Genomic DNA, 18,995 nt, shown 5'->3' with positions numbered 1-18,995 from the left:
CCGCCGGCCCGCCCGCTCCTCCCGCCCGCACCGGTGCGCCCGGTATCGGCCGGTATCGATCGGACGACGGCGGGTACCGGTGCTCTCGTGGAAGCCCCCGGCCCCAGCGGTCCCAGGACGGCGTCGCGGTGGCACGGCGGTGGGGAACGACGAGACGACCTGGAGAGCGGAGTGACTGTGACCGAGCATCCGGGCGAGGCGGCACCGGCCGAGCGGGACCTGCCGGCTGCCCCACGCCCGGCGACCGGGCCCGGCGGTGCGCGGAGCGGCGCGCAGGGTGGCGAGCAGAGTGGCGGGCAGGTCCGCCCGGAGGGCGACGCGGGACTCGAGGAACTGCCCCCCAACCTCACCCAGGCCATTCTGGAGGCCACCAAGCAGGTGGCCTCCCTGCTGAAGGGCGCCGGCCACCCCTTCGCCCTGGCGGGCAGCGTGGCCGTCTACGCCCACGGAGGCCCGGGGAACCTCCAGCACGACGCCGACTTCTGCGTCCTTCCCGAGGACGCCGACGCGGTGGCCGCCACGCTCCGCGACGCCGGGCTGGAGGTGTACACCCCGCCGGAGGACTGGCTGCTCAAGGCCCGGTGCATGGGCCAGGACATCGATCTGATCTTCGAGCTGGCGCGGCAGCCGGTGACCCGCGAACTGCTGGGGCGGGCCGAGGAACTGCCCGTGGAGTCGGTCCGCATGCCCGTGCTGTCGGTGACCGACCTGCTCGCCAGCCTGCTGAACGCCTTCACCGAGCACCACTGCGACTTCGGCGCCGTGCTGCCGATCGCGCGGGCCCTGCGGGAGAAGGTCGACTGGTCCCGGGTGCGGCGCGAGTGCGGAGCGGCGCCGATGCCGGACGCCTTTCTCTACCTGCTGGAACGTCTGCAGGTCATCTCGCCGCAGGACGACGACCGTGGAGGACTGCCATGACGGACCACGACACCGGCCGGAGCGACCGGGGAGGCGGCGCGGACAACACCGAGTACCGCATCGCCCACCTGCAGGAGAGGCTCGTGCGCGAGGAGGTCGCCGAACTCGGCATGCGCATCGAGTCCCGCGGCAACACGGTGGTCGTCAGCGGCACCGTCCCCACCGCCGAGTGCCGCGACACCGTCGTGCGCGTCGCGAAGGAGGAACTGGGCGACACACCGGTGCGGACCGACATCGTCGTGGCCGACCCCACCGCCCCCGACCGTCCTGAGGAGCTGGCATGATCCGCGTCGCAGCCGTCGGTGACATCCACATGGGGCCGGACAGCAAGGGGGTGCTGCGCCCCGCCTTCGAGACCCTGCCCGACTGCGCCGACCTCCTGCTGCTCGCCGGGGACCTGACCCGCCACGGCACGCCCGAGGAGATGCGGGTCGTCGCCGAGGAGGTCGCGGGCCTGCGGGTGCCGGTGATCGCCGTGCTGGGCAACCACGACCACCAGGACGAGCGCCCCGAGGAGGTCACCGCCGTGCTGCGGGACGCCGGCGTGAGCGTCCTGGAGGGCGAGGGGACGGTCGTGGCCGTGGACGGCACCCGTGTCGGCGTCGCGGGGACCAAGGGCTTCGGCGGAGGGTTCGCCGGGCGCAGCGGCGGCGAGTTCGGCGAACCGATCATGAAGGAGTTCATCCGCTACACCCGCCGCTGCGCGGACGGCCTGCGGACCTCGCTGGAGGAGCTGGACCGGCAGGGGTGCGCCGTACGGATCGCCCTGACGCACTTCTCCCCCGTGCCCGACACCCTCGCCGGCGAGCCGCTGGAGATCTACCCCTTCCTGGGCAGCTACCTGCTGGCCGAGGCGGTGGACTCGGCGGGCGCCGACCTGGCCGTCCACGGGCACGCCCACGCGGGCACCGAGCACGGTCTGACCAGCGGCGGGGTGCGGGTGCGCAACGTCGCCCAGCCGGTCATCCGGCGCGCCTTCGCGGTGTACCACCTGGAGCCCGGCACGGAACGCGGAACCGGGGCGCTGGCCGAGGCCTCCCGCTGAGCCCACCGGGGCACCGGCCGGAGCACAGACCGGAGCACAGGCCCGCGAGACGCGTCCCGCGCCGCGTGAGAAAGCCGCGTGAGAAAGGAGAGCAGACCGTGCGCGACACCACCGGGTCCGGCCGCGGGGCCGCCCGCGCGGAGGACGGAGCCGGGGACGGCACCCGGGCCCGGGACCGGCTGAGGCGTGTCGCCGCGGAGGTCTTCGGCTGGAACGAGCTGCGCCCCGGCCAGGCCGAGGCCATGGAGCAGGTGCTGCGCGGCCGGGACACGCTGGTGGTGATGCCCACCGGCGCGGGGAAGTCCGCCGTCTACCAGGTGCCCGCCGTGCTGCTGCCCGGCCCCACCGTGGTGGTCTCCCCCCTCATCGCGCTCCAGCGGGACCAGGTCGAGGGGCTGGCGGAGGGCGGGGCGCCGAACGCCCCGAAGGCCGTCGCGGTCAACTCCGCCCAGGCGGCGGGCGAGACGGCCGAGGCCTGGCGGGCCGTGCGCGAGGGGGACGCGGAGTTCCTGCTCCTCTCCCCCGAGCAGCTGGCCAAGGACGAGGTGGTGGAGCGGCTGGCGCGGACCGGGCCCTCGCTGTTCGTGGTCGACGAGGCCCAGTGCATCTCCTCCTGGGGCCACGACTTCCGCCCGGACTACCTCCGTCTGGGGAACGTGGCGCGGCGGCTGGGCCGTCCCACCGTCCTCGCCCTGACCGCCACCGCGGCCCCTCCCGTGCGCGAGGAGATCACCGAGCGCCTGGGCATGGAGCGTCCCGCCCGGATCGTCGCCGGCTTCGACCGCCCCAACCTCCGCCTGGAGGTGCGCGGTTTCCTGGAGGAGGCGGACAAGCGCCGGGCCGTGGTGGAGCGGGCCGCCGCCGAGCCCAAGCCGGGCATCGTCTACACCGCCACGCGCCGGGAGGCGGAGGAGTACGCCGGGCAGCTGGCGGAACTCGGCCTGTCGGCCCTCGCCTACCACGCGGGCCTGCCGTCGGCCGAGCGCTCCCGCGCCCACGAGGCGTTCCTCGGCGGCGGCCTGGACGTGGTGGTCGCCACCTCCGCCTTCGGAATGGGCATCGACAAACCGGACGTGCGGTTCGTGCTGCACGCCTCCGTGCCGGGCTCTCCGGACGCCTACTACCAGGAGATCGGCCGGGCCGGCCGCGACGGCGCCCCGGCACTGGCCGTACTGCACTACCGGCCCGAGGACCTGGGGCTGCGGAAGTTCTTCTCCTCCGGGCACACCGACACCGGGACGCTGACCGACGTCGCCGAGGCGGTGCGCGGCAGCGGCGCCCCGCTGCCCGCGTCGCGGGTGCGCGAGCGGACCGGGCTGTCCGCCAGCCGCCTCACCGCCGCCGTCAACCTCCTGGAGGAGGCCGGGGCGGTGACCGTCACCTCCGGCGGCGAGCTGGCCCCCGCCGGGGAGCTCGACCCCCGGGAGGCCGCCGACCGCGCGGCGGAGCTGGCCGAGACGCGGTACAGGCTGGAGCGGTCGAGGGTGGAGATGATGCGCGGCTACGCCGAGAACTCCGGCTGCCGCCGCCGTTTCCTGCTGGGCTACTTCGGCGAGGAGTACGAACCGCCCTGCGGCAACTGCGACAACTGCCTGGCGGCCGGGGAGGAACGCGACCGGGCGCGGGGCGGGGACGGCCGCGGGCCGGAGCGCTACGAGGAGCGCGGGGCACGCGGTCTGCCCGAGCGGCCCGCGCCCCGTGTCGAGGAGGGCCCCCGGCCGGACGCCGGCCGGTTCCGCACCGGGGTGCGGGTGCGCCACCGCGAGTGGGGCGAGGGCCTGGTGATGAGCGAGGAGGAGGACCGGGTCACCGTCCTGTTCGACACGGTGGGCTACCGCACCCTGTCGTTGGACGCCGTGGTCGGGCAGGGGCTGCTCACCCTCGACGAGGAGTCGGGCGACTGACCCGCGCGCTTGGGGGTTGAGCGGGCCGGCCCGCGGAACGCGTCCCGCGAGGTCTCAGGGGGCCCTGTTCTCCACCGTGAACAGGGCCCCCTGCGGATCCCGGACGACCGCCTGCCGCCCCGAGGGGGTGTCGGCCGGGGCGGAGACCACCTCGGCCCCCAGCGCCTCCGCCCTCACCGCCGCCGCGTCCACGTCCTCGACGCGGAAGTGGACGTGCCAGTGCGGACGCACCCGCGGATCGGGCGCGTCCTCCACCGCTCCGCCGCTCAGTCCCGCCACGGTGCGCCTGTCGATGCGCAGGATCACCCGGTCGTGCTCGTAGCGGATGTCGTAGCGCTCGGGATCCCCCTTGTCCCAGCCGAACACCTCTCCGTAGAAGAGCGCGGCGGCGAAGGCGTCGCGGGTGATCAGTTCGAGCCAGGAGGGGGCGTTGACCCTGCTTCCGGCCTGCCACTCCGGGTCGATGCCGCCCTCCCAGATCCCGAAGACCGCCCCCGCCGGGTCGGCCGCCCACGCCACCCGGCCGGAGGCGAACCGCACCGGCCCCACGGCGACGGTCGCACCGCGTTCGCGCACCCGCCCGGCCGCGACGTCGACACTGTCGGAGGCGAAGTACGCCGTCCAGGAGGTGAGGGTGCGCAGGCTGTCCTTGGCCTCGCCCAGCCCGGCCACGGGGACGTCCCCGGCCAGCGCGACCACGTAGTGGCCGAGCCGCTGCGAGCCCGGCCGGTACCGCCAGCCGAGGAGTTCGCCGTAGAAGTTCTGCGCGGCCTCCAGGTTGGGAGCCAGCAGGGTGACCCAGCAGGGCGCGCCCTGCGGCACGCGCTCGGTCTCCGTCACGGCCGATCACCACACCGTCTCTCGTCCGGGCCGTCCTGTCCGGGTCGTTCCGTCCAGGCCGTTCTGCCGGGCCGTCGCGTCCGGGTCGTTCCGTCCGGGTCGTTCCGTCCAGGCCGCCCTGTCCGGGCTCTCCTGGACCGATGCTGCCCTCTCGCGGCGCCGGGGGGAAACCGGCATCCACCAACCGGGGCAACGGCCCTCCCCGGCGGGAGCCGTTCAGGGGCGGCGCCAGGAGTCGCTCTCCAGATGGGAGCCGGCCTGCGGTCCCATCCGCAGCATGCCGCCGTCGACCGCCCACGACGCACCGGTGACGTAGGCGGCGTCCGGCCCGGCGAGGAAGGCGACCACGGCCGCCACCTCGCGGGCGTCGCCGGGCCGCCCCGCGGGGATGCCGGGCCGCTCCTCGGCGGCCACGTCGGTGTCCTCCTGGCCGGTCATCGGCGTGGCGATCTCGCCCGGCGCGACGGCGTTGACGGTGATCGCGTCCGCGGCCAGCTCCAGGGCCATGACCTGGGTGAGCAGGCCGAGCCCGCCCTTGGCCGCGCAGTAGGGCGCGGCCCCCACCCGCGGCTGGTGCTCGTGGACGCTGGTGATGTTGACGATCCTGCCGCCGTCGCCCTGTTCGATCATGCGGCGGGCCGCGCGCTGCCCGCACAGGAAGGGGCCGACGAGGTCGACGTCGAGGACCTGCCGGACGGTGTCGAGACCGATGTCGAGGAAGGGGGTGGCGGTGCCGGTGCCGGCGTTGTTGACCAGTACGTCGATCCTGCCGAGCTCGTCGGCGAGGCGGTCGACCACGTCCGCCGCGGCGGGCAGGTCGGTGAGGTCCATCCGCGCGACGGCCGCCCGGCGGCCGTGGGAGCGCACCTCTTCGGCCGTCTCCCGCGCGCCCTGCTCGTCCTCGTGCCAGGTGATGCCGATGTCCATCCCCTGCTCGGCCAGGCGTACGGCGGTGGCGCGGCCGATCCCCGAGTCCGCGCCCGTGATCACCGCGACGCGGGCGGGGGAATCGCTGTGCGCGTTCATTCAGTCCTCCTCTGGCGGGTTCCGGGCCGGATTCCGGTACCCGGGCGCACCCCGGTGAAACGGCCGTGTCCGATGGCGGCCGGGGCCGCTCGGACCACCTCCGGGCCACCGTCTGACCACCATTCGGCCTAATCGCGGTGACCTCCGGGCGGATCGGGCGTTGGTCACGGCACCACCGCCTCCAGTCGGGCGGATGGGTGTTTGTTCGCTATAAGGAGTGACTCTTCATGTCGCGTATTGCCAAGGCTGTCGCCGTGACGGCCGCCGCCGGTGCCGCTCTGGCCGGTTCCGCCGGAGTCGCCGCCGCCGACGCCGGGGCGCAGGGCGCCGCCATCGGCTCCCCGGGCGTCGTCTCCGGCAATGTCATCCAGGTGCCGGTCAACATCCCGGTCAACGCCTGTGGCAACACCGTCAACATCGTCGGTCTGCTGAACCCGGCGTTCGGCAACACCTGCGTCAACGGGGGCCAGCAGCACGCCAAGAAGGACCACGGCAAGAAGCACCACAAGAAGGCCGACCACAAGAAGAAGGACCACAAGAAGGCGGACCACGGCAAGAAGCGCCACGGCAGCCGCTGACCGCGCCGCCGGCCGCGTCCGGCCCCAGAAGAACCTCCGGGGAGGAGGCCCTTGTGCGAAGGGCCTCCTCCCCGGAGGTCTTCCGTCCCCCTCCACCGCTTCCCGCGCGGAAGCGGCGTCAGGCGGTGGAGGGAACCGTGCAGCGCGCGGTGCTGCCCCTGGGCACGCACCGGGCGGTGGGCGACCACCGCTCGGCGACCGGGAGGCCGTCGACCAGTTCGAGCACCGACTCGGCCACCAGCACGCCGTACTGGTGCACGTCCACGCTCATGGTGGTCAGCGGCGGCGACGCCAGGCGGCACATCGTCGAGTCGTCCCAGGCGATCAGGCTGAGCCGCTCGGGGACGGCGACGCCCATCTCCTTGGCCGCGCCCAGCCCGGCGACCGCCATCACGTCGTTGTCGTAGAGGATCGCGGTGGGCGGCTCCGGCCGGCGCAGCAGTTCCGCGGTGAGCCTGGCACCCGACTCGCCGGAGTAGTCGCCCTCGACGACCACCGGTTCGACGCCGGCCTCCCGGCACCCCTCGACCAGCGCCCCGGTGCGGGCCCGGGTGTGCAGCAGGCCCGCCGGGCCGCTGACCCGGGCGATACGGCGGTGGCCGAGGTCGAGCAGATGCGCCAGCGCCTCGCGCACCGGCCCCGCGTCGTCGGTGCGGACCGCGGGCATGGGCGTGTCGTCACCGCTGCCCGCGCCGACCAGGACGGCGGGCAGTCCCAGCTCGCGCAGCACCGGCGGCCGCCGGTCGTCGACGGTGCGGTTGACCACCACGACCGCCTCGACCAGCCCGCGTTCCGCCCAGCGGCGGTAGGCGGCGATCTCGGCCTCCTGGTCCGCCACGACGTGCAGCAGGAGGGACAGGCCGCGCTCGGCGAGGCGCTCCTCGATGCCGGCGATGAACTCCATGAAGAACGGCTCGACGCCCAGCAGCCGCGCGGGGCGCGCGAGCACCAGCCCGACGGCTCCCGAGAAGCCGGCGCCGGCCGTCCCGGTGTGTTCCGAAGCGTCCACTCAGTACCGCACCACCGGAGCGCTCAGGCCGTTGGCGGAGCGCAGCACAAGCGGCTCCGTCAGCGCGGCGGGGTCGATGTCGGCCTCGGTGCGCACGGTGAAGGACCGGCTCTCCCCGGCCAGTAGGGACACCAGCATCTCGTCCACGACCGCGTCGGGGGCGACCCGGTCGGCCAGGATCGCGACGTCGCGGGCGAACGACGAGGCCCGCACGTCCACCCGGTACCCCCCGGGCACGGCGACGGCCTCCGCCTTGAGCGGCGCGGGGTCGTAGTCCAGCTCCACGTCCTCGGCGAAGAGGTGCACGGCGCGTGCGTCCGGCGCGGTGGCCACCAGCACCTCCCTGCGGGCGTCGTCCGGGCTGACCAGTGACGTGTCCGCATCGATGCGGGCGACCGAGCGGGGCGGCACGTCGAGGGAAAGCTTAACGCTCCGCAGTACGGCGCCCGCGAAGGTCTGCCGCTCCAGGAGCAGCTCGCCCCTCCAGGGCTCGTCGTGGTCGTTGACCGCGATCAGGGCGGGCCGGCCCTCGCGGGGCTGGACGGTCAGCAGCCGGGGGGCGTAGGCGTGGCGCAGCCCGTACCACAGCGGCTTGGGCCGCTCGTCGCCGTCCACCGCCGCCCAGGAGGTGACCGGCCAGCAGTCGTTGAGCTGCCAGACCACCGATCCGGCCGTCCGCGGCCACCAGGAGCGGAAGTGCTCGATGCCGAAGGCGACCGCGCGGGCCTGGTTGAGCTGGGTCGCCCAGTGCCAGTCCTCGAAGCTCTTCGGCTCGGGCAGATGGGGGGCCATGCCGCGGGCGAGCTTGTCGTTGCCCTCCTCGGCCTTCTGGTGCAGCAGGAAGGCGGGCGAGGTGGGCGTCATCGGCTCGTCGTGGATCCACTTGGTCAGAGTCGCCCACGTCGGGGGGCCCTGGAAGCCGAACTCCGAGCAGAACCGCGGGATGTGGTCGCGGTAGTGGGTGTAGTCGACGCGGTTCCACACCTCCCACTCGTGCCGGGTGCCGTGGTCCTGGTCGTTGGGGTGGACGCCCTCGACCGGGGCGCCGGGGTTGTAGGGGCTGTTGGCGCTGTAGAAGCGGGTCGGGTCGAGTTCGGCCACGATGGAGGGCAGCAGCTCGGTGTAGTAGCGCAGGCCCCAGGTGCGGCCCTTCAGCTGCTCGGGCCAGCCCCAGTCGCGGAAGCCCCACATGTTCTCGTTGGCGCCGTTCCACAGGGCCAGGGAGGGGTGCGGGGTGAGGCGGGCGACGTTCTCGCGGGCCTCGGCCTCGATCTCGCTCCACAGCGGCTCCTCCTCGGGGTAGGAGGCGCAGGCGAAGGGGAAGTCCTGCCAGACCAGGACGCCGCGCTCGTCGCAGACGTCGTAGAAGTCCTCGGTCTCGTAGATGCCGCCGCCCCACACCCGCAGCAGGTTCATGTGGGCGCCGACGGCCTGGTCCACGCGGCGCTCGATCCGCTCGCGGGTGATCCGGGTCAGGAAGTGGTCGTCGGGGATCCAGTTGGCGCCCTTGACGAAGACGGGTCTGCCGTTGACGACGACGGTGAAGGGGGTGCCGATCTCGTCGGGCGTGGTGTCCACGGTGACCGTCCGGAAGCCGATGCGGCGCTCCCAGGTGTCCAGCGGCTCCCGGGAGCCCGCCTGACCCGGGGCGCCGAGGGTCACGGTGAGACCGTACAGGGGCTGGTCGCCGTATCCGGCGGGCCACCACAGGCGGGCGCCGGGCACGGTGACGGTGACGGTCGCGGCCGTCTCGCCGGCGGGTACGGTGACGCGCTCGGTGCGGCCGTCCACGGTGGCGGTCAGCTCCAGGGGGGCGTCCCCGCCGTCCAGACCGGAGCGCTCGACGTCGATGTGGATCTCGGCGTGTCCGGTGCCCTCGGCGTCCACCGTCACCAGCGGGCGCACCCGGGCCAGACGGGCGGTGTGCCAGCGTTCCAGGCGCACCGGCTTCCAGATGCCCGCGGTCTGCAGGTCCGGCCCCCAGTCCCAGCCGAAGCTGCAGGCCATCTTGCGGACCATGTTGAAGGGGTGCGGGTAGACGTGGTCACGGCGGCCGAGGCCGCGCTCGACCTCCTCGGCGTACTCCAGTGCGGAGCGGAAGGAGACGGCCAGCTCCTGGGAGCCGCCGGTCAGGGCGCCGCGGACGTCGAAGCGGTGAGCGCGGTGCATGTTGGCCGTGCTGCCCAGCACCTTCCCGTCCAGCTCGATGGTGGCCACGGTGTCCAGACCGTCGAAGACGAGGTCCACCCGCTCCCCGGGCCCGGCGGCGTCGGCCGTGAGGGCCAGCGTGTAGCGCCAGTCGGTGCGGTGGGCCCAGACCAGCTCCTCCTCGGCGCGGTCCAGGTAGGGATCGGGGATCAGGCCGGCCGCGAGCAGGTCCAGGTGGGCGCTGCCCGGCACGGCGGCCGGTACGGTCCGGCCCGCGACGTCCGCGGGGACCGGCCCGCCGGTCGCCGACAACTGCCAGCCGTCGTGCAGGGTTTGGCGGATCATCGGCGCTCACTCCTCGATCGGCTCCGCGGTGCGGAGCGGCTGGTCTGCGAAGGCGTCCGGGAACGGACGGAAGGCGGGGACACGGAAGGCGGGATGGAGGCGGGGACGGGAACGGACGCGGGATCGCGGTCGGCCTCCGGTGGATTTCTCCCCGGCGTGCCGAGTATCGTCGCCCGAGATTCTTACGCCACCGAACAAAGTAAGTCAACGGCGCCTCCGGCGCCGGCCTGGCCAGGACGGAGACATCACCGTGGCATCACGTTCCGCTCCCCTCCCCCTCGATGTGACACATCTGCGGGCGGCCGGCGTCAGCCTCGTGCTGGACCTGACCGGCGGCACCCTTCCACGAGTCCTGCACTGGGGCGCCGACCTCGGCGCGCTGACCCCCGGGGAACTGGGCTCCCTGCGGCTCGCCGGGGCGCCGCAGCCCATCGGCTTCTCCGTCGACGGCCCGGTCGAGGTCTCCGTGCTGCCCGAGCAGTCGGCCGGCTGGCTGGGCACCCCCGGCCTGACGGGCAACCGCGGCGGCCGGGACTTCTCCACCGCCTTCACCGTCCGCGAGGCCACCCTCAACGGACCCGCGCGGGAGTCCCGCTCCTTCGGCGGCGAAGGCGGCGCCACCGTCACCGTCCGCGCCCGCGACGAGGAAGCGGCCCTGGACCTGGAGCTGGTGATCGAGCTGACCGCGTCCGGGCTGGTGCGCCAGCGCGCCACGGTCACCAACCGCGGCCCCTCCCCCTTCGCCGTCGACGCCGTCAACCTCATGCTGCCGGTGCCCGCCGAGGCCGCCGAGCTGCTGGACTTCACCGGGCACCACCTGCGCGAACGCAGCCCGCAGCGCACCGCCTTCACCCAGGGACTGCGGATGCGGGAGAATCGCACCGGCCGCACCGGCTACGACAGCGCCTATCTGCTGGCCGCGGGCACCGAGGGCTTCGGCAACCGCTCGGGCGAGGTGTGGGCCGTGCACACCGCGTGGTCCGGCAACCACCGCACCTTCGCCGAGCGCACCTTCCACTCGGTGTCGCTGCTGGGCTCGGGCGAGCTGCTGCTGTCCGGTGAGGTGGTGCTGGAGCCCGGTCGGTCCTACACCTCTCCCTGGCAGTACGGCTCCTACGGCCGGCACGGCCTGGACGAGGTCTCCGCCCGATTCCACCGCTGGCTGCGCTCCCGCCCGCACCACCCCGCCACTCCCCGGCCGGTCACCCTCAACACCTGGGAGGCGGTCTACTTCGACCACGACCTGGACCGGCTGCGCGCCCTGGCCGACGCCGCCGCCGCGGTGGGGGCCGAGCGGTTCGTCCTGGACGACGGCTGGTTCGGCGCGCGCCGCGACGACCGGCGGGCCCTGGGCGACTGGTACGTCTCGGACGAGGTGTGGCCCCACGGGCTGGGCCCGCTGACCGACCATGTCACCGGTCTGGGCATGCAGTTCGGCCTCTGGGTCGAGCCCGAGATGATCAACGAGGACTCCGAGCTGGCCCGCGCCCACCCCGACTGGATCATGGCCGCCGGCGACCGGCTGCCCGGCGCGGCCCGCCACCAGCAGGTGCTCGACCTGGCCCGCCCGGAGGCGTTCGCGCACATCCTCCGGCGCCTGGACGATCTGCTTCAGACGTACCCGATCGCGTATCTGAAGTGGGACCACAACCGGGACCTGGTGGACGCCGGGCACCGGCCCACCGGCCGCGCCGGAGTGCACGGCCAGACCCGGGCGGTCCACCGGCTGATGGACGAGCTGCGCCGCCGCCACCCCGGGGTGGAGATCGAGTCCTGCTCCTCCGGCGGCGGACGGGTGGACCTGGAGATCCTCCAGCGCACCGACCGGGTGTGGGTCTCGGACTGCATCGACGCCCTGGAGCGCCAGACCATCCAGCGCTGGACGAACGCCCTGATCCCCCTCGAACTCATGGGCACCCATGTGGGGTCGGACGTCGCCCACACCACCGGGCGCCGCCACCCGCTCGACTTCCGGGCGGGCACGGCGCTGTTCGGGCACTTCGGCATCGAGTGGGACCTGACCGCGGCCGCGCCGGAGGAACTGGCGCGGCTGGCGCGGTGGGTGGAGCTCCACAAGGAGCTGCGCGGCCTGCTCCACACCGGCACCTCCGTCCACGCCGACCATCCGGACCCGGCCTGCCGTCTGCACGGCGTGGTCGCCGAGGACGGTTCGGACGCGGTGTACGCCCTCGTCGCCACCGCCACCTCCGAGCTGTATCCGGCCGGCCCGGTACGGCTGCCGGGGCTGGACGCTGACGCCGTCTACCACGTGCGCCCGCAGCCCCCCGGCGATCTGCCGGACGGCAACGCCCACCACTGGGGCGTCCCGCTGCCCTGGTGGACGCCGGAGGGTGTGCGGCTGCCGGGCCGGGTGCTGGCCTCGGCCGGACTCCAGGCCCCGGTGCTCCACCCCGAGCGGCTGGTGCTGCTGCGCGCGACCCGGGTGTGAGCGGTGCGCGCCGGGCGGGACCGGCCGGCGGTCCCGCCCGGCGCGCCCCGGCGTGGGCGGCCCGGGCCTACGCGGTGGCGGTTCCCCCGGCCGCCGGCCGACCGGGGGAACCGGCACCGGAACGCAGCCAGCACTTCGCGTAGTGGTCGTAGCCCACCGCGAAGTCCTCCGGCATACGGGCGCAGGCCTCGAACGCCTCGGGGCAGCGGTCCCGGAAGGTGCAGCCCGGATCGTCGCCGGGGAGGGCGGAGCTGCCCGCCGGCTCGATGCCCGTCGCCTCGGTGAGCCGGGCCCGGTCGCGTGCGTCGGGGTTGGGCGCGGCGGCCGCCAGGATCCTGGTGTACGGGTGTTGCGGGTTGAGGATGACCTCGTCCGCCGGCCCCCTCTCCACCACGCGCCCGCGGTACATCACCAGGATGTCGTCGGAGAAGTGCCGCGCGGTGGCGAGGTCGTGGGTGATGTAGAGGACGGCGAGGTCGTCCTCGCGCTGGAGGCGGGCGAGCAGGTTGAGCACGCCCAGCCGGATGGAGACGTCCAGCATGGAGACCGGCTCGTCGGCGATGACGACCTGGGCCCCGGGCGCCAGGGCCCGGGCGATCGCCACGCGCTGGCGCATGCCGCCGGACAGTTCGTGGGGACGGCGCTGGGCGATGTCGGCGGCCGGGGTCAGGTTGACGCGTTCCAGGAGCTGTTCGACCTTCTGTGCCACCTCCGCCTTCCCCCGGGCCCTGCCGTGCAGCTTCAGCGGACGGGCCAGGTGGTGCTCGACGGTGTGGAAGGGGTTGAGCGAGGCGAAGGGGTCCTGGAAGACCATCTGGACGTGGTCCCGGTAGGCCCGGTCGCCGACCCGCCTGCCGTCGGGACCGGTGGCGGTGATCTCGCCCGCGGTGGGCTTCTCCAGACGGGCGATCATGCGGGCGACCGTCGACTTGCCCGATCCGGACTCGCCGACCAGTGCGACCGTGCGGCCCGGGGCCAGGGTGAAGGAAACGTTGTCAACCGCGCGGAGGCGGGAGTGGCGCAGACCGGAGCGTATGGAGAAGTCCTTGGTCAGGCCGCGTACTTCGAGCGTCGTCATCGCGAGCCCGCCTCCTTCACGATCGTTTCGGTGCCCGTGCCCGTGCCCGTGCCCGCGCCGGGGCCGGGGCCGGGGCGCTCGCGGGCGCTGGACTCCCCGGTGCGGATGAACGCCCCCCGCTCGCCGGTGAGGCTGGGGAAGGAGTCGAGCAGCCTGCGGGTGTAGGGGTGCTTGGGGGCGCGGTGGATCTCGTCGGCGGTGGCGTACTCGACCACCTCGCCCTCGCGCATGACCGCGATGCGGTCGCTCAGCTCCAGCAGCAGCGGCAGGTCGTGGGTGATGAAGACGACGGCGAAGCCCAGCTCGTCGCGGAAGCGCAGGATCTCCCTCAGGATGCCGCGCTGGACCACCACGTCCAGGGCCGTGGTGGGCTCGTCCATGATCATCACCTGGGGGTCGAGCAGCAGCGCCATGGCGATCATGACACGCTGCCGCATGCCCCCGGAGAGCTCGTGCGGGAAGGAGTCCAGCCGGCGCGGGTCCACTCCGACCAGGCGCAGGACCTCGGCGCACCGCTCGCGGCGGGCCTGCGCGGACATGTCCGGGCGGTGAGTGGTGAGCACGTCCTCCAGCTGGGCCCGGATGGAGATGACCGGGTTCAGGGCGTTCATCGCGCCCTGGAAGACCATCGACAGCTTCGACCAGCGGAAGGCGCGCAGTTCCTCCTTGCCCAGTGCGAGCAGGTCGAGGTCGAAGCCGTCTCGGTCGTGGAAGACCACCGATCCCGAGGTGACCTCGGCCGGCGGCCGGTGCAGCCGGTTGATCGCGTACGCGAGCGTGGTCTTGCCGCAGCCGGACTCCCCGGCCAGGCCGAGGATCTCGCCGCGTCCGAGGGTGAGCGAGACGTCCTTGACGGCGTGGACGGGCTTCTCGCCCCGGTAGACCACGTTGAGGTTCTCCACCGTCAGGACGGCGTCGCGGCCGGACTCCCGGCGACCGGGCTCCCCGCGTCCGGGGACGGAACGGGCCGCGGCCGAACGGCCCTTGCGCTCGGCGCCGCCCGTGCGCCCGCGGGTGCGGCGGGAGGTGGCCGGGACGGTGCGCAGCTTGGGGTTGATGATCTCGTCGATGCTGAAGTTGATCAGGGAGAGGCCGCAGCCGAACAGCGCGATGACCAGGCCGGGCGGCCCGAACCACCACCACGCCTCCCGCTGGAGGGCGAAGCCGTTCTGGGCGTAGTAGAGCATCGTGCCGAGCGTGTCGGAGCCGGAGGCGCCCAGGCCCAGGAAGGACAGGCCCGCCTCGCTGAGGATGGCCAGGATGACGGCGAACACGAACTGTGAGGCCATCAGCGGCAGCAGGTTGGGCAGGATCTCCACGGAAACGATTCGCCAGGGCTTCTCGCCCGCCACCTTCGCCGCGGCGACGTAGTCGCGGTTGCGCAGGGAGAGGGTCTGGGCGCGCAGCACCCGGGCGGAGGCCGCCCAGCCGGTGATCGCCAGTACGACCGCGATGGTCCACCAGCCGCGCTGCTCCACGGGGACGAAGCCGGCGATGACGATCACCAGCGGCAGACCGGGGATCACCAGCATCACGTTGGAGAACAGGGAGAAGCCCTCGTCCACCGCGCCGCCGACATAGCCGCCGATGACGCCGAAGACCGCGGACAGCAAGGTGGCCAGGACGCCCACCAGCAGACCGATCTGCAGGGAGCCGCGGGTGGAGTGGGCCAGCAGGGCCAGTACGTCCTGACCGGTCTGGGTGGTGCCCAGCCAGAACTCGCCGCCGGGCGGGGTCATGCTGATGTCGCGGATGGTGTCGGGGTCGCCGGTCAGCACCGGTCCGAGGATCCCGAACAGGGCGATGGCGCCCACCAGGCCCAGGCCGATCCCGAGCTTGGGCGACCAGCGCGGCACCAGGGAGCGCCAGCCGCCGGCGCCGGAGCGCCGGGGGGCCGGGGAGGCGCCGGTGGTGCCGGCCGGGGTGTCCGGCGCCGCTTCGGCGGCCTCGGCGGGCGGGTTGATGTTCGTCACGGTGTCGGTTCCTCAGCTCTCAGTTGCCGGCGCGGGTGCGGGGGTCGATGAGGCCGTACAGCAGGTCGACGACCAGGTTGGCGCCCAGCACGGCCACCGTGATGACCAGGAAGATCCCCTGCATCAGGGCGTAGTCGTTGTTCTCCACGGCCTGCAGCAGCCTCGATCCGATGCCGGGGTAGGAGAAGACCTGCTCGGTGATGACCGAACCGGAGACCACGAAACCGAGGGAGATCGCGAAGCCGGCGACGGACGGCAGGACCGCGTTGCGCGCGGCGTAGCGGGTCATGATGCGCCGGTCGCGCAGGCCCTTGGCCTGGGCGGTGAGGATGTAGTCCTCCGACACCGTCGAGACCATCATGTTCCGCATCCCCAGCAGCCAGCCGCCCACCGAGGAGATCACGATCGTCAGGGCGGGGAGGATGCCGTGGTAGACCGCCGAGGCGATGAACTCCCCGTCCCAGCCCGGGGTGAGGATCACGTCGTACCCGCCGTTGAGCGGGAACCAGCTCAGGGCCGTGGCGAAGATCGCGACCAGGATCAGCGCCAGCCAGAAGTACGGCACCGCCGCGAGCACGGTGGTGGCCGGGACGAGCGAGTCCAGCCAGGAGCCGCGCTTCCATCCGACGAGGGCGCCGAGCCCGACGCCCAGCAGGAACGACAGGGCGGTGGCCAGGCCCACCAGCACGATCGTCCAGGGCAGCGCGTCCCCGATGACGGTGGCGACCTCCGCCGGGAAGACGCTCACCGAGACGCCCAGGTCGCCGCGGAACATGTTGGCCAGGTACGAGAAGTACTGGACCACCAGGGGTTCGCCGGTGTCGGTTCCGAGGAGGAGCTCGTAGGATCTGCGGACCGACGGGTCGGTTGCGCCGCCTCGCTGTTGCAGCTTCGCCATGAGGGTGTCCACCGGGTTCCCCGGCATCATCCTCGGGATGAAGAAGTTCAGGGTCAGCGCCGCCCACAGGGCGACGAGATAGAACCCGAGCTTCCGGGCGTAGTACCTCACCGATCTCCGCCTATCACTGTCTGCTCCTCCTCGGAACCGTTCACTGCCGTGTCACCGCCGTGCCGGCCGGGCCGTCACTTGCCGGCGGGCTTGAGGGCCTTGTAGATCTGCGCCTGGTCGGGACGGCTCCAGACCGCCGGGACGGCGTAGAGGTTGTACTCCGTCGGCCAGCCCTCGAACTTGGAGTCGTGGTACTCGCTGGTGGTGCCGGCGGTGAGGATCGGGATGTAGGGCATGTCCTCCTCGATCCGGGTCTGGATGACGTCGTACTGCCTCTGGCGCTGCTCGGCCGCCTCGGGGGAGAGCTTCTTCAGTTCCTCCAGCGCCCGGTCCACCCGCGGGTCGCTGTAGCGGGCGAAGTTCGGGTTCGCCGTCTCGCCGACCTTCGCGGTGGTCTCGCTGCTGAAGAAGTAGCTGTAGGTGTAGTAGGGGTCGGGCGTCGGCCCGGGGTACAGCGAGTCGATCAGCAGCTGGTACTTGCCCTGGCCGCGGGCCTCGGACCACTCGTTCCAGGAGGACTGCTGGGAGGTCAGCTTGATGCCGGCCTTCTTGAGCTGCTCGGCCATGGTGTCGACGGCGGTGATGTAGTCGGTCCAGCCGGAGACGACCCGGACGGTCAGGGAGAGCTTCTTGCCGTCCTTGGCGTAGACGCCGTCCGGGCCCTTGGTCCAGCCGGCCTGCTCCAGCAGGCGTGTGGCCTTGGAGACGTCCGGCTTCATCGGGGCCAGGTTCTCCTCGAGCTTGTCGGAGACGAGCTCCTCGTTGCTCTCCACCAGCGCGAACCCGGGCGAGATCTGGCTGGAGGTGTCCTGGAAGGCCAGCGAGTTGATCTGGGAGCGGTCCATGGCGTAGTAGATCGCCTTGCGCACCGCCGGGTCCGTCTGCGGGCCCTCGCAGCCCATCTCCGCGTCGGAGCAGGTCATCAGTGCGGTCTGGTTGATGGGTACGGTGACGGCCTTGTAGCCCGGGTAGTTCTTCTCCACGTTCTTCATGTCCGGTACCGGGCCGGTCTGCCAGTCGATCTTCCCCGCCTTCAACGCGTCCGCGCCGGCCTGGTTGCCCGACAGGGCGATGTAGCGGACCTGCTTGACGGCGGGCTCGCCGTCCCAGTAGCCGGGGTTGGCCTTGAGTGTGAACGCCTGGCCCTTGAAGTCGCCCAGCAGGTAGGGGCCGGTGCCGACGGGCTCGGTGACCGTGTTCTTCGAGGGTTCCTTGAAGTCCTTCCAGACGTGCTCGGGGACGATGAAGATCTTGCCCAGGATCTGCGGGCCGTCCATGTAGGACGGCTCGTCGAAGGTGATCTTCACATGGGTGTCGTCGACGGCCTCGGCCCTGCCCTTGTAGCCGGTGCCGTTCATCTCCTTGTACTTGGAGATCATGTCCAGCGTGAAGACGACGTCGTCGGCGGTGAACGCCTCGCCGTCCGACCACTTGACGCCCTCGCGCAGGGTGACCGAGAGCTCGGTGCCGTCCTCGTTCCAGGAGTACTCGGTGCCCAGCAGCGGCTCGGCCGGCTCGTCGCGGACCTGGTTGAAGTAGAAGAGCGACTCGAAGATCGTGCCCGGCCCCTCGTTCATGGTCGGCGAGAACGGGTTGAAGTTGGCCTGGTAGTCGCCCGCCTGCCCCGTGAAGACCACCAGGGTCTCGTCCTTGGCGCCGCCGCTGCCGCCCGACCCCGAGCAGGCGGTGGCCAGCAGGGCGATCGCGGCCATCCCGGCCGCTGCGACGCGCGCACGGCGGCGTCTTGCTTGCTGGAACATGGTGGATGGTTCCTCTCGTCCTGGAGGGGCGCGTCCCTGTGCCGTTCGACCGCCTCGCGGGCGGCGGGTCGCTCAGTGGGGCGATTCTTAAGTCGCCGAAGAAAGAAAGTCAATACTCCTGCGGCACCACCGGTGCCGCAGAGACACAAGCGAGACCGGGGCCGGACGGGAGCCGGGAAGCGGCCGGCCGGGCGCCGGGAGAAGCACGGGGGAAGAATACGAGGGAAGAGGCCTGGTGGGGGCCGTTCGCGGGAAGAGGCGCCGGACCGTCGGGGACGGCCGGGCGCCGGGAACGGACGGGTGCCTGCGCGGACGGGCACTTGCCCGCCTTCGACAGGTAAATAAACTAACGGTTCGTACACGCGCGGCACGGACCGCGCGGAGCACATCGACAGCGTCCCCCGCCGCGGCGGGGCGCGGGCGGAGGAACCAGTGAGCGGACCGGCTCGGGCCACGGCCCACGCGAGCAGCAGGGCGGCCGTCCTCGACGTGATCCGCGCGGCGGGCACCATCAGCCGGGTCGGCCTCATCAACGCCACCGGGTTCACCGGCGCGACGATCTCGACCGTCGTACGCCGCCTCATCGACGACGGGCTGGTGGTGGAGACCGGGCGCGCCGAGTCCACCGGCGGCAAGCGCCGCGTCCTGCTCCAGCTCAACCAGTCCTCCCGGTACGCGGTCGGAGTCCATCTCGACCACGCGGGCATCACCTACGTCCTCACCAACCTCGGCGGCTCGGTCGTCGCCCGGATGTCCCGCGCGGGCGCGGGAGCCGAGGACCCCCCGGCCGTCGTCGAGCGCATGGCGGGCGAGGTCGGCGCCCTCATCGAGGGCGTCGGCGTCGGGCGCGAACGGGTGCTCGGCCTGGGCCTGGTCTCCCCCGGCCCCCTGACCCCCACCAGCGGAATGCGGC

General features: G+C 72.8%; 14 protein-coding genes and 1 pseudogene. 7 read left to right on the top strand and 8 right to left on the bottom strand.

Annotated features, from left to right (window positions below):
- The first annotated feature begins 177 nt into the window (after positions 1 to 177).
- The 4 genes from L7D48_RS09640 to L7D48_RS09625 all read left to right on the top strand — a co-directional run bounded on the left by L7D48_RS09640 (position 178) and on the right by L7D48_RS09625 (position 3,867).
- A complete protein-coding gene (locus tag L7D48_RS09640; protein WP_237878569.1) occupies positions 178 to 918 on the top strand; it encodes a nucleotidyltransferase family protein in 741 nt (246 codons plus the stop codon).
- The gene (locus L7D48_RS09635; RefSeq protein WP_237878568.1) at positions 915 to 1,202 is read left to right on the top strand and encodes a BON domain-containing protein; all 288 of its coding nucleotides are present in this window, start codon (positions 915 to 917) and stop codon (positions 1,200 to 1,202) included. Before L7D48_RS09640 ends, L7D48_RS09635 begins: the two co-directional genes overlap by 4 nt.
- A complete protein-coding gene (locus L7D48_RS09630) occupies positions 1,199 to 1,963 on the top strand; it encodes a metallophosphoesterase (protein ID WP_237878567.1) in 765 nt (254 codons plus the stop codon). Before L7D48_RS09635 ends, L7D48_RS09630 begins: the two co-directional genes overlap by 4 nt.
- Before the next feature lie 179 nt (positions 1,964 to 2,142).
- Positions 2,143 to 3,867 (top strand): ATP-dependent DNA helicase RecQ, encoded by a 1,725-nt coding sequence (locus L7D48_RS09625; protein ID WP_256462648.1) that lies wholly within the window; start codon positions 2,143 to 2,145, stop codon positions 3,865 to 3,867.
- A gap of 54 nt (positions 3,868 to 3,921) precedes the next feature.
- On the opposite strand, the gene L7D48_RS09620 is transcribed toward L7D48_RS09625, so the two are convergent.
- Together L7D48_RS09620 and L7D48_RS09615 are read right to left on the bottom strand one after the other, a co-directional pair.
- A complete protein-coding gene (locus tag L7D48_RS09620) occupies positions 3,922 to 4,707 on the bottom strand; it encodes a VOC family protein (protein WP_237878566.1) in 786 nt (261 codons plus the stop codon).
- 216 nt (positions 4,708 to 4,923) lie between these two features.
- A complete protein-coding gene (locus L7D48_RS09615) occupies positions 4,924 to 5,733 on the bottom strand; it encodes an SDR family oxidoreductase (RefSeq protein ID WP_237878565.1) in 810 nt (269 codons plus the stop codon).
- Positions 5,734 to 5,960: 227 nt separating this feature from the next.
- Here L7D48_RS09615 and L7D48_RS09610 point away from each other — a divergent pair, with 227 nt between their 5' ends.
- Positions 5,961 to 6,311 (top strand): chaplin, encoded by a 351-nt coding sequence (locus L7D48_RS09610; protein WP_237878564.1) that lies wholly within the window; start codon positions 5,961 to 5,963, stop codon positions 6,309 to 6,311.
- Between the two features lie 118 nt (positions 6,312 to 6,429).
- Here L7D48_RS09610 and L7D48_RS09605 read toward each other — a convergent pair whose 3' ends face one another.
- Both L7D48_RS09605 and L7D48_RS09600 read right to left on the bottom strand, forming a co-directional pair.
- A complete protein-coding gene (locus L7D48_RS09605) occupies positions 6,430 to 7,320 on the bottom strand; it encodes a LacI family DNA-binding transcriptional regulator (RefSeq protein WP_237878563.1) in 891 nt (296 codons plus the stop codon).
- Positions 7,321 to 9,813 (bottom strand): glycoside hydrolase family 2 protein, encoded by a 2,493-nt coding sequence (locus L7D48_RS09600; protein ID WP_237878562.1) that lies wholly within the window; start codon positions 9,811 to 9,813, stop codon positions 7,321 to 7,323.
- A gap of 250 nt (positions 9,814 to 10,063) precedes the next feature.
- Here L7D48_RS09600 and L7D48_RS09595 point away from each other — a divergent pair, with 250 nt between their 5' ends.
- Entirely contained in the window at positions 10,064 to 12,262 is a 2,199-nt protein-coding gene (locus L7D48_RS09595) for an alpha-galactosidase (RefSeq protein ID WP_237878561.1), read from the top strand.
- Positions 12,263 to 12,329: 67 nt separating this feature from the next.
- Here the strand turns inward: L7D48_RS09595 and L7D48_RS09590 are convergent, their stop codons facing one another.
- The 4 genes from L7D48_RS09590 to L7D48_RS09575 all read right to left on the bottom strand — a co-directional run bounded on the left by L7D48_RS09590 (position 12,330) and on the right by L7D48_RS09575 (position 18,082).
- Positions 12,330 to 13,340 (bottom strand): ABC transporter ATP-binding protein, encoded by a 1,011-nt coding sequence (locus tag L7D48_RS09590; protein ID WP_237878560.1) that lies wholly within the window; start codon positions 13,338 to 13,340, stop codon positions 12,330 to 12,332.
- Positions 13,337 to 15,313: a dipeptide/oligopeptide/nickel ABC transporter permease/ATP-binding protein gene (locus tag L7D48_RS09585; RefSeq protein ID WP_237878559.1), complete on the bottom strand. Its 1,977-nt coding sequence runs from the start codon at positions 15,311 to 15,313 to the stop codon at positions 13,337 to 13,339. Before L7D48_RS09585 ends, L7D48_RS09590 begins: the two co-directional genes overlap by 4 nt.
- Before the next feature lie 19 nt (positions 15,314 to 15,332).
- Positions 15,333 to 16,322, bottom strand: coding sequence for an ABC transporter permease (locus L7D48_RS09580; RefSeq protein WP_237878558.1), 990 nt, complete (start codon positions 16,320 to 16,322; stop codon positions 15,333 to 15,335).
- Between the two features lie 74 nt (positions 16,323 to 16,396).
- The gene (locus tag L7D48_RS09575; protein WP_237878557.1) at positions 16,397 to 18,082 is read right to left on the bottom strand and encodes an ABC transporter substrate-binding protein; all 1,686 of its coding nucleotides are present in this window, start codon (positions 18,080 to 18,082) and stop codon (positions 16,397 to 16,399) included.
- A gap of 432 nt (positions 18,083 to 18,514) precedes the next feature.
- On the opposite strand from L7D48_RS09575, the pseudogene L7D48_RS09570 reads away from it, so the two are divergent.
- Positions 18,515 to 18,995, top strand: a pseudogene (locus tag L7D48_RS09570) (sugar kinase); the annotation flags it as partial.

Source organism: Streptomyces sp. ICN903, from assembly GCF_022015835.1.
GTDB lineage: Bacteria > Actinomycetota > Actinomycetes > Streptomycetales > Streptomycetaceae > Streptomyces > Streptomyces fenghuangensis.
Note: the sequence above shows the minus strand (reverse complement) of the source record. Positions and strands in the feature narration are given on the sequence as shown.

What these genes read in the sequence shown, in the direction of transcription:
- L7D48_RS09635 (WP_237878568.1), top strand. Translation starts at nt 915, where the DNA reads ATGACGGACCACGACACCGGCCGGAGCGACCGGGGAGGCGGCGCGGAC.
- L7D48_RS09630 (WP_237878567.1), top strand. Translation starts at nt 1,199, where the DNA reads ATGATCCGCGTCGCAGCCGTCGGTGACATCCACATGGGGCCGGACAGC.
- L7D48_RS09615 (WP_237878565.1), bottom strand. Translation starts at nt 5,733, where the DNA reads ATGAACGCGCACAGCGATTCCCCCGCCCGCGTCGCGGTGATCACGGGC.
- L7D48_RS09610 (WP_237878564.1), top strand. Translation starts at nt 5,961, where the DNA reads ATGTCGCGTATTGCCAAGGCTGTCGCCGTGACGGCCGCCGCCGGTGCC.
- L7D48_RS09600 (WP_237878562.1), bottom strand. Translation starts at nt 9,813, where the DNA reads ATGATCCGCCAAACCCTGCACGACGGCTGGCAGTTGTCGGCGACCGGC.
- L7D48_RS09590 (WP_237878560.1), bottom strand. Translation starts at nt 13,340, where the DNA reads ATGACGACGCTCGAAGTACGCGGCCTGACCAAGGACTTCTCCATACGC.
- L7D48_RS09575 (WP_237878557.1), bottom strand. Translation starts at nt 18,082, where the DNA reads ATGTTCCAGCAAGCAAGACGCCGCCGTGCGCGCGTCGCAGCGGCCGGG.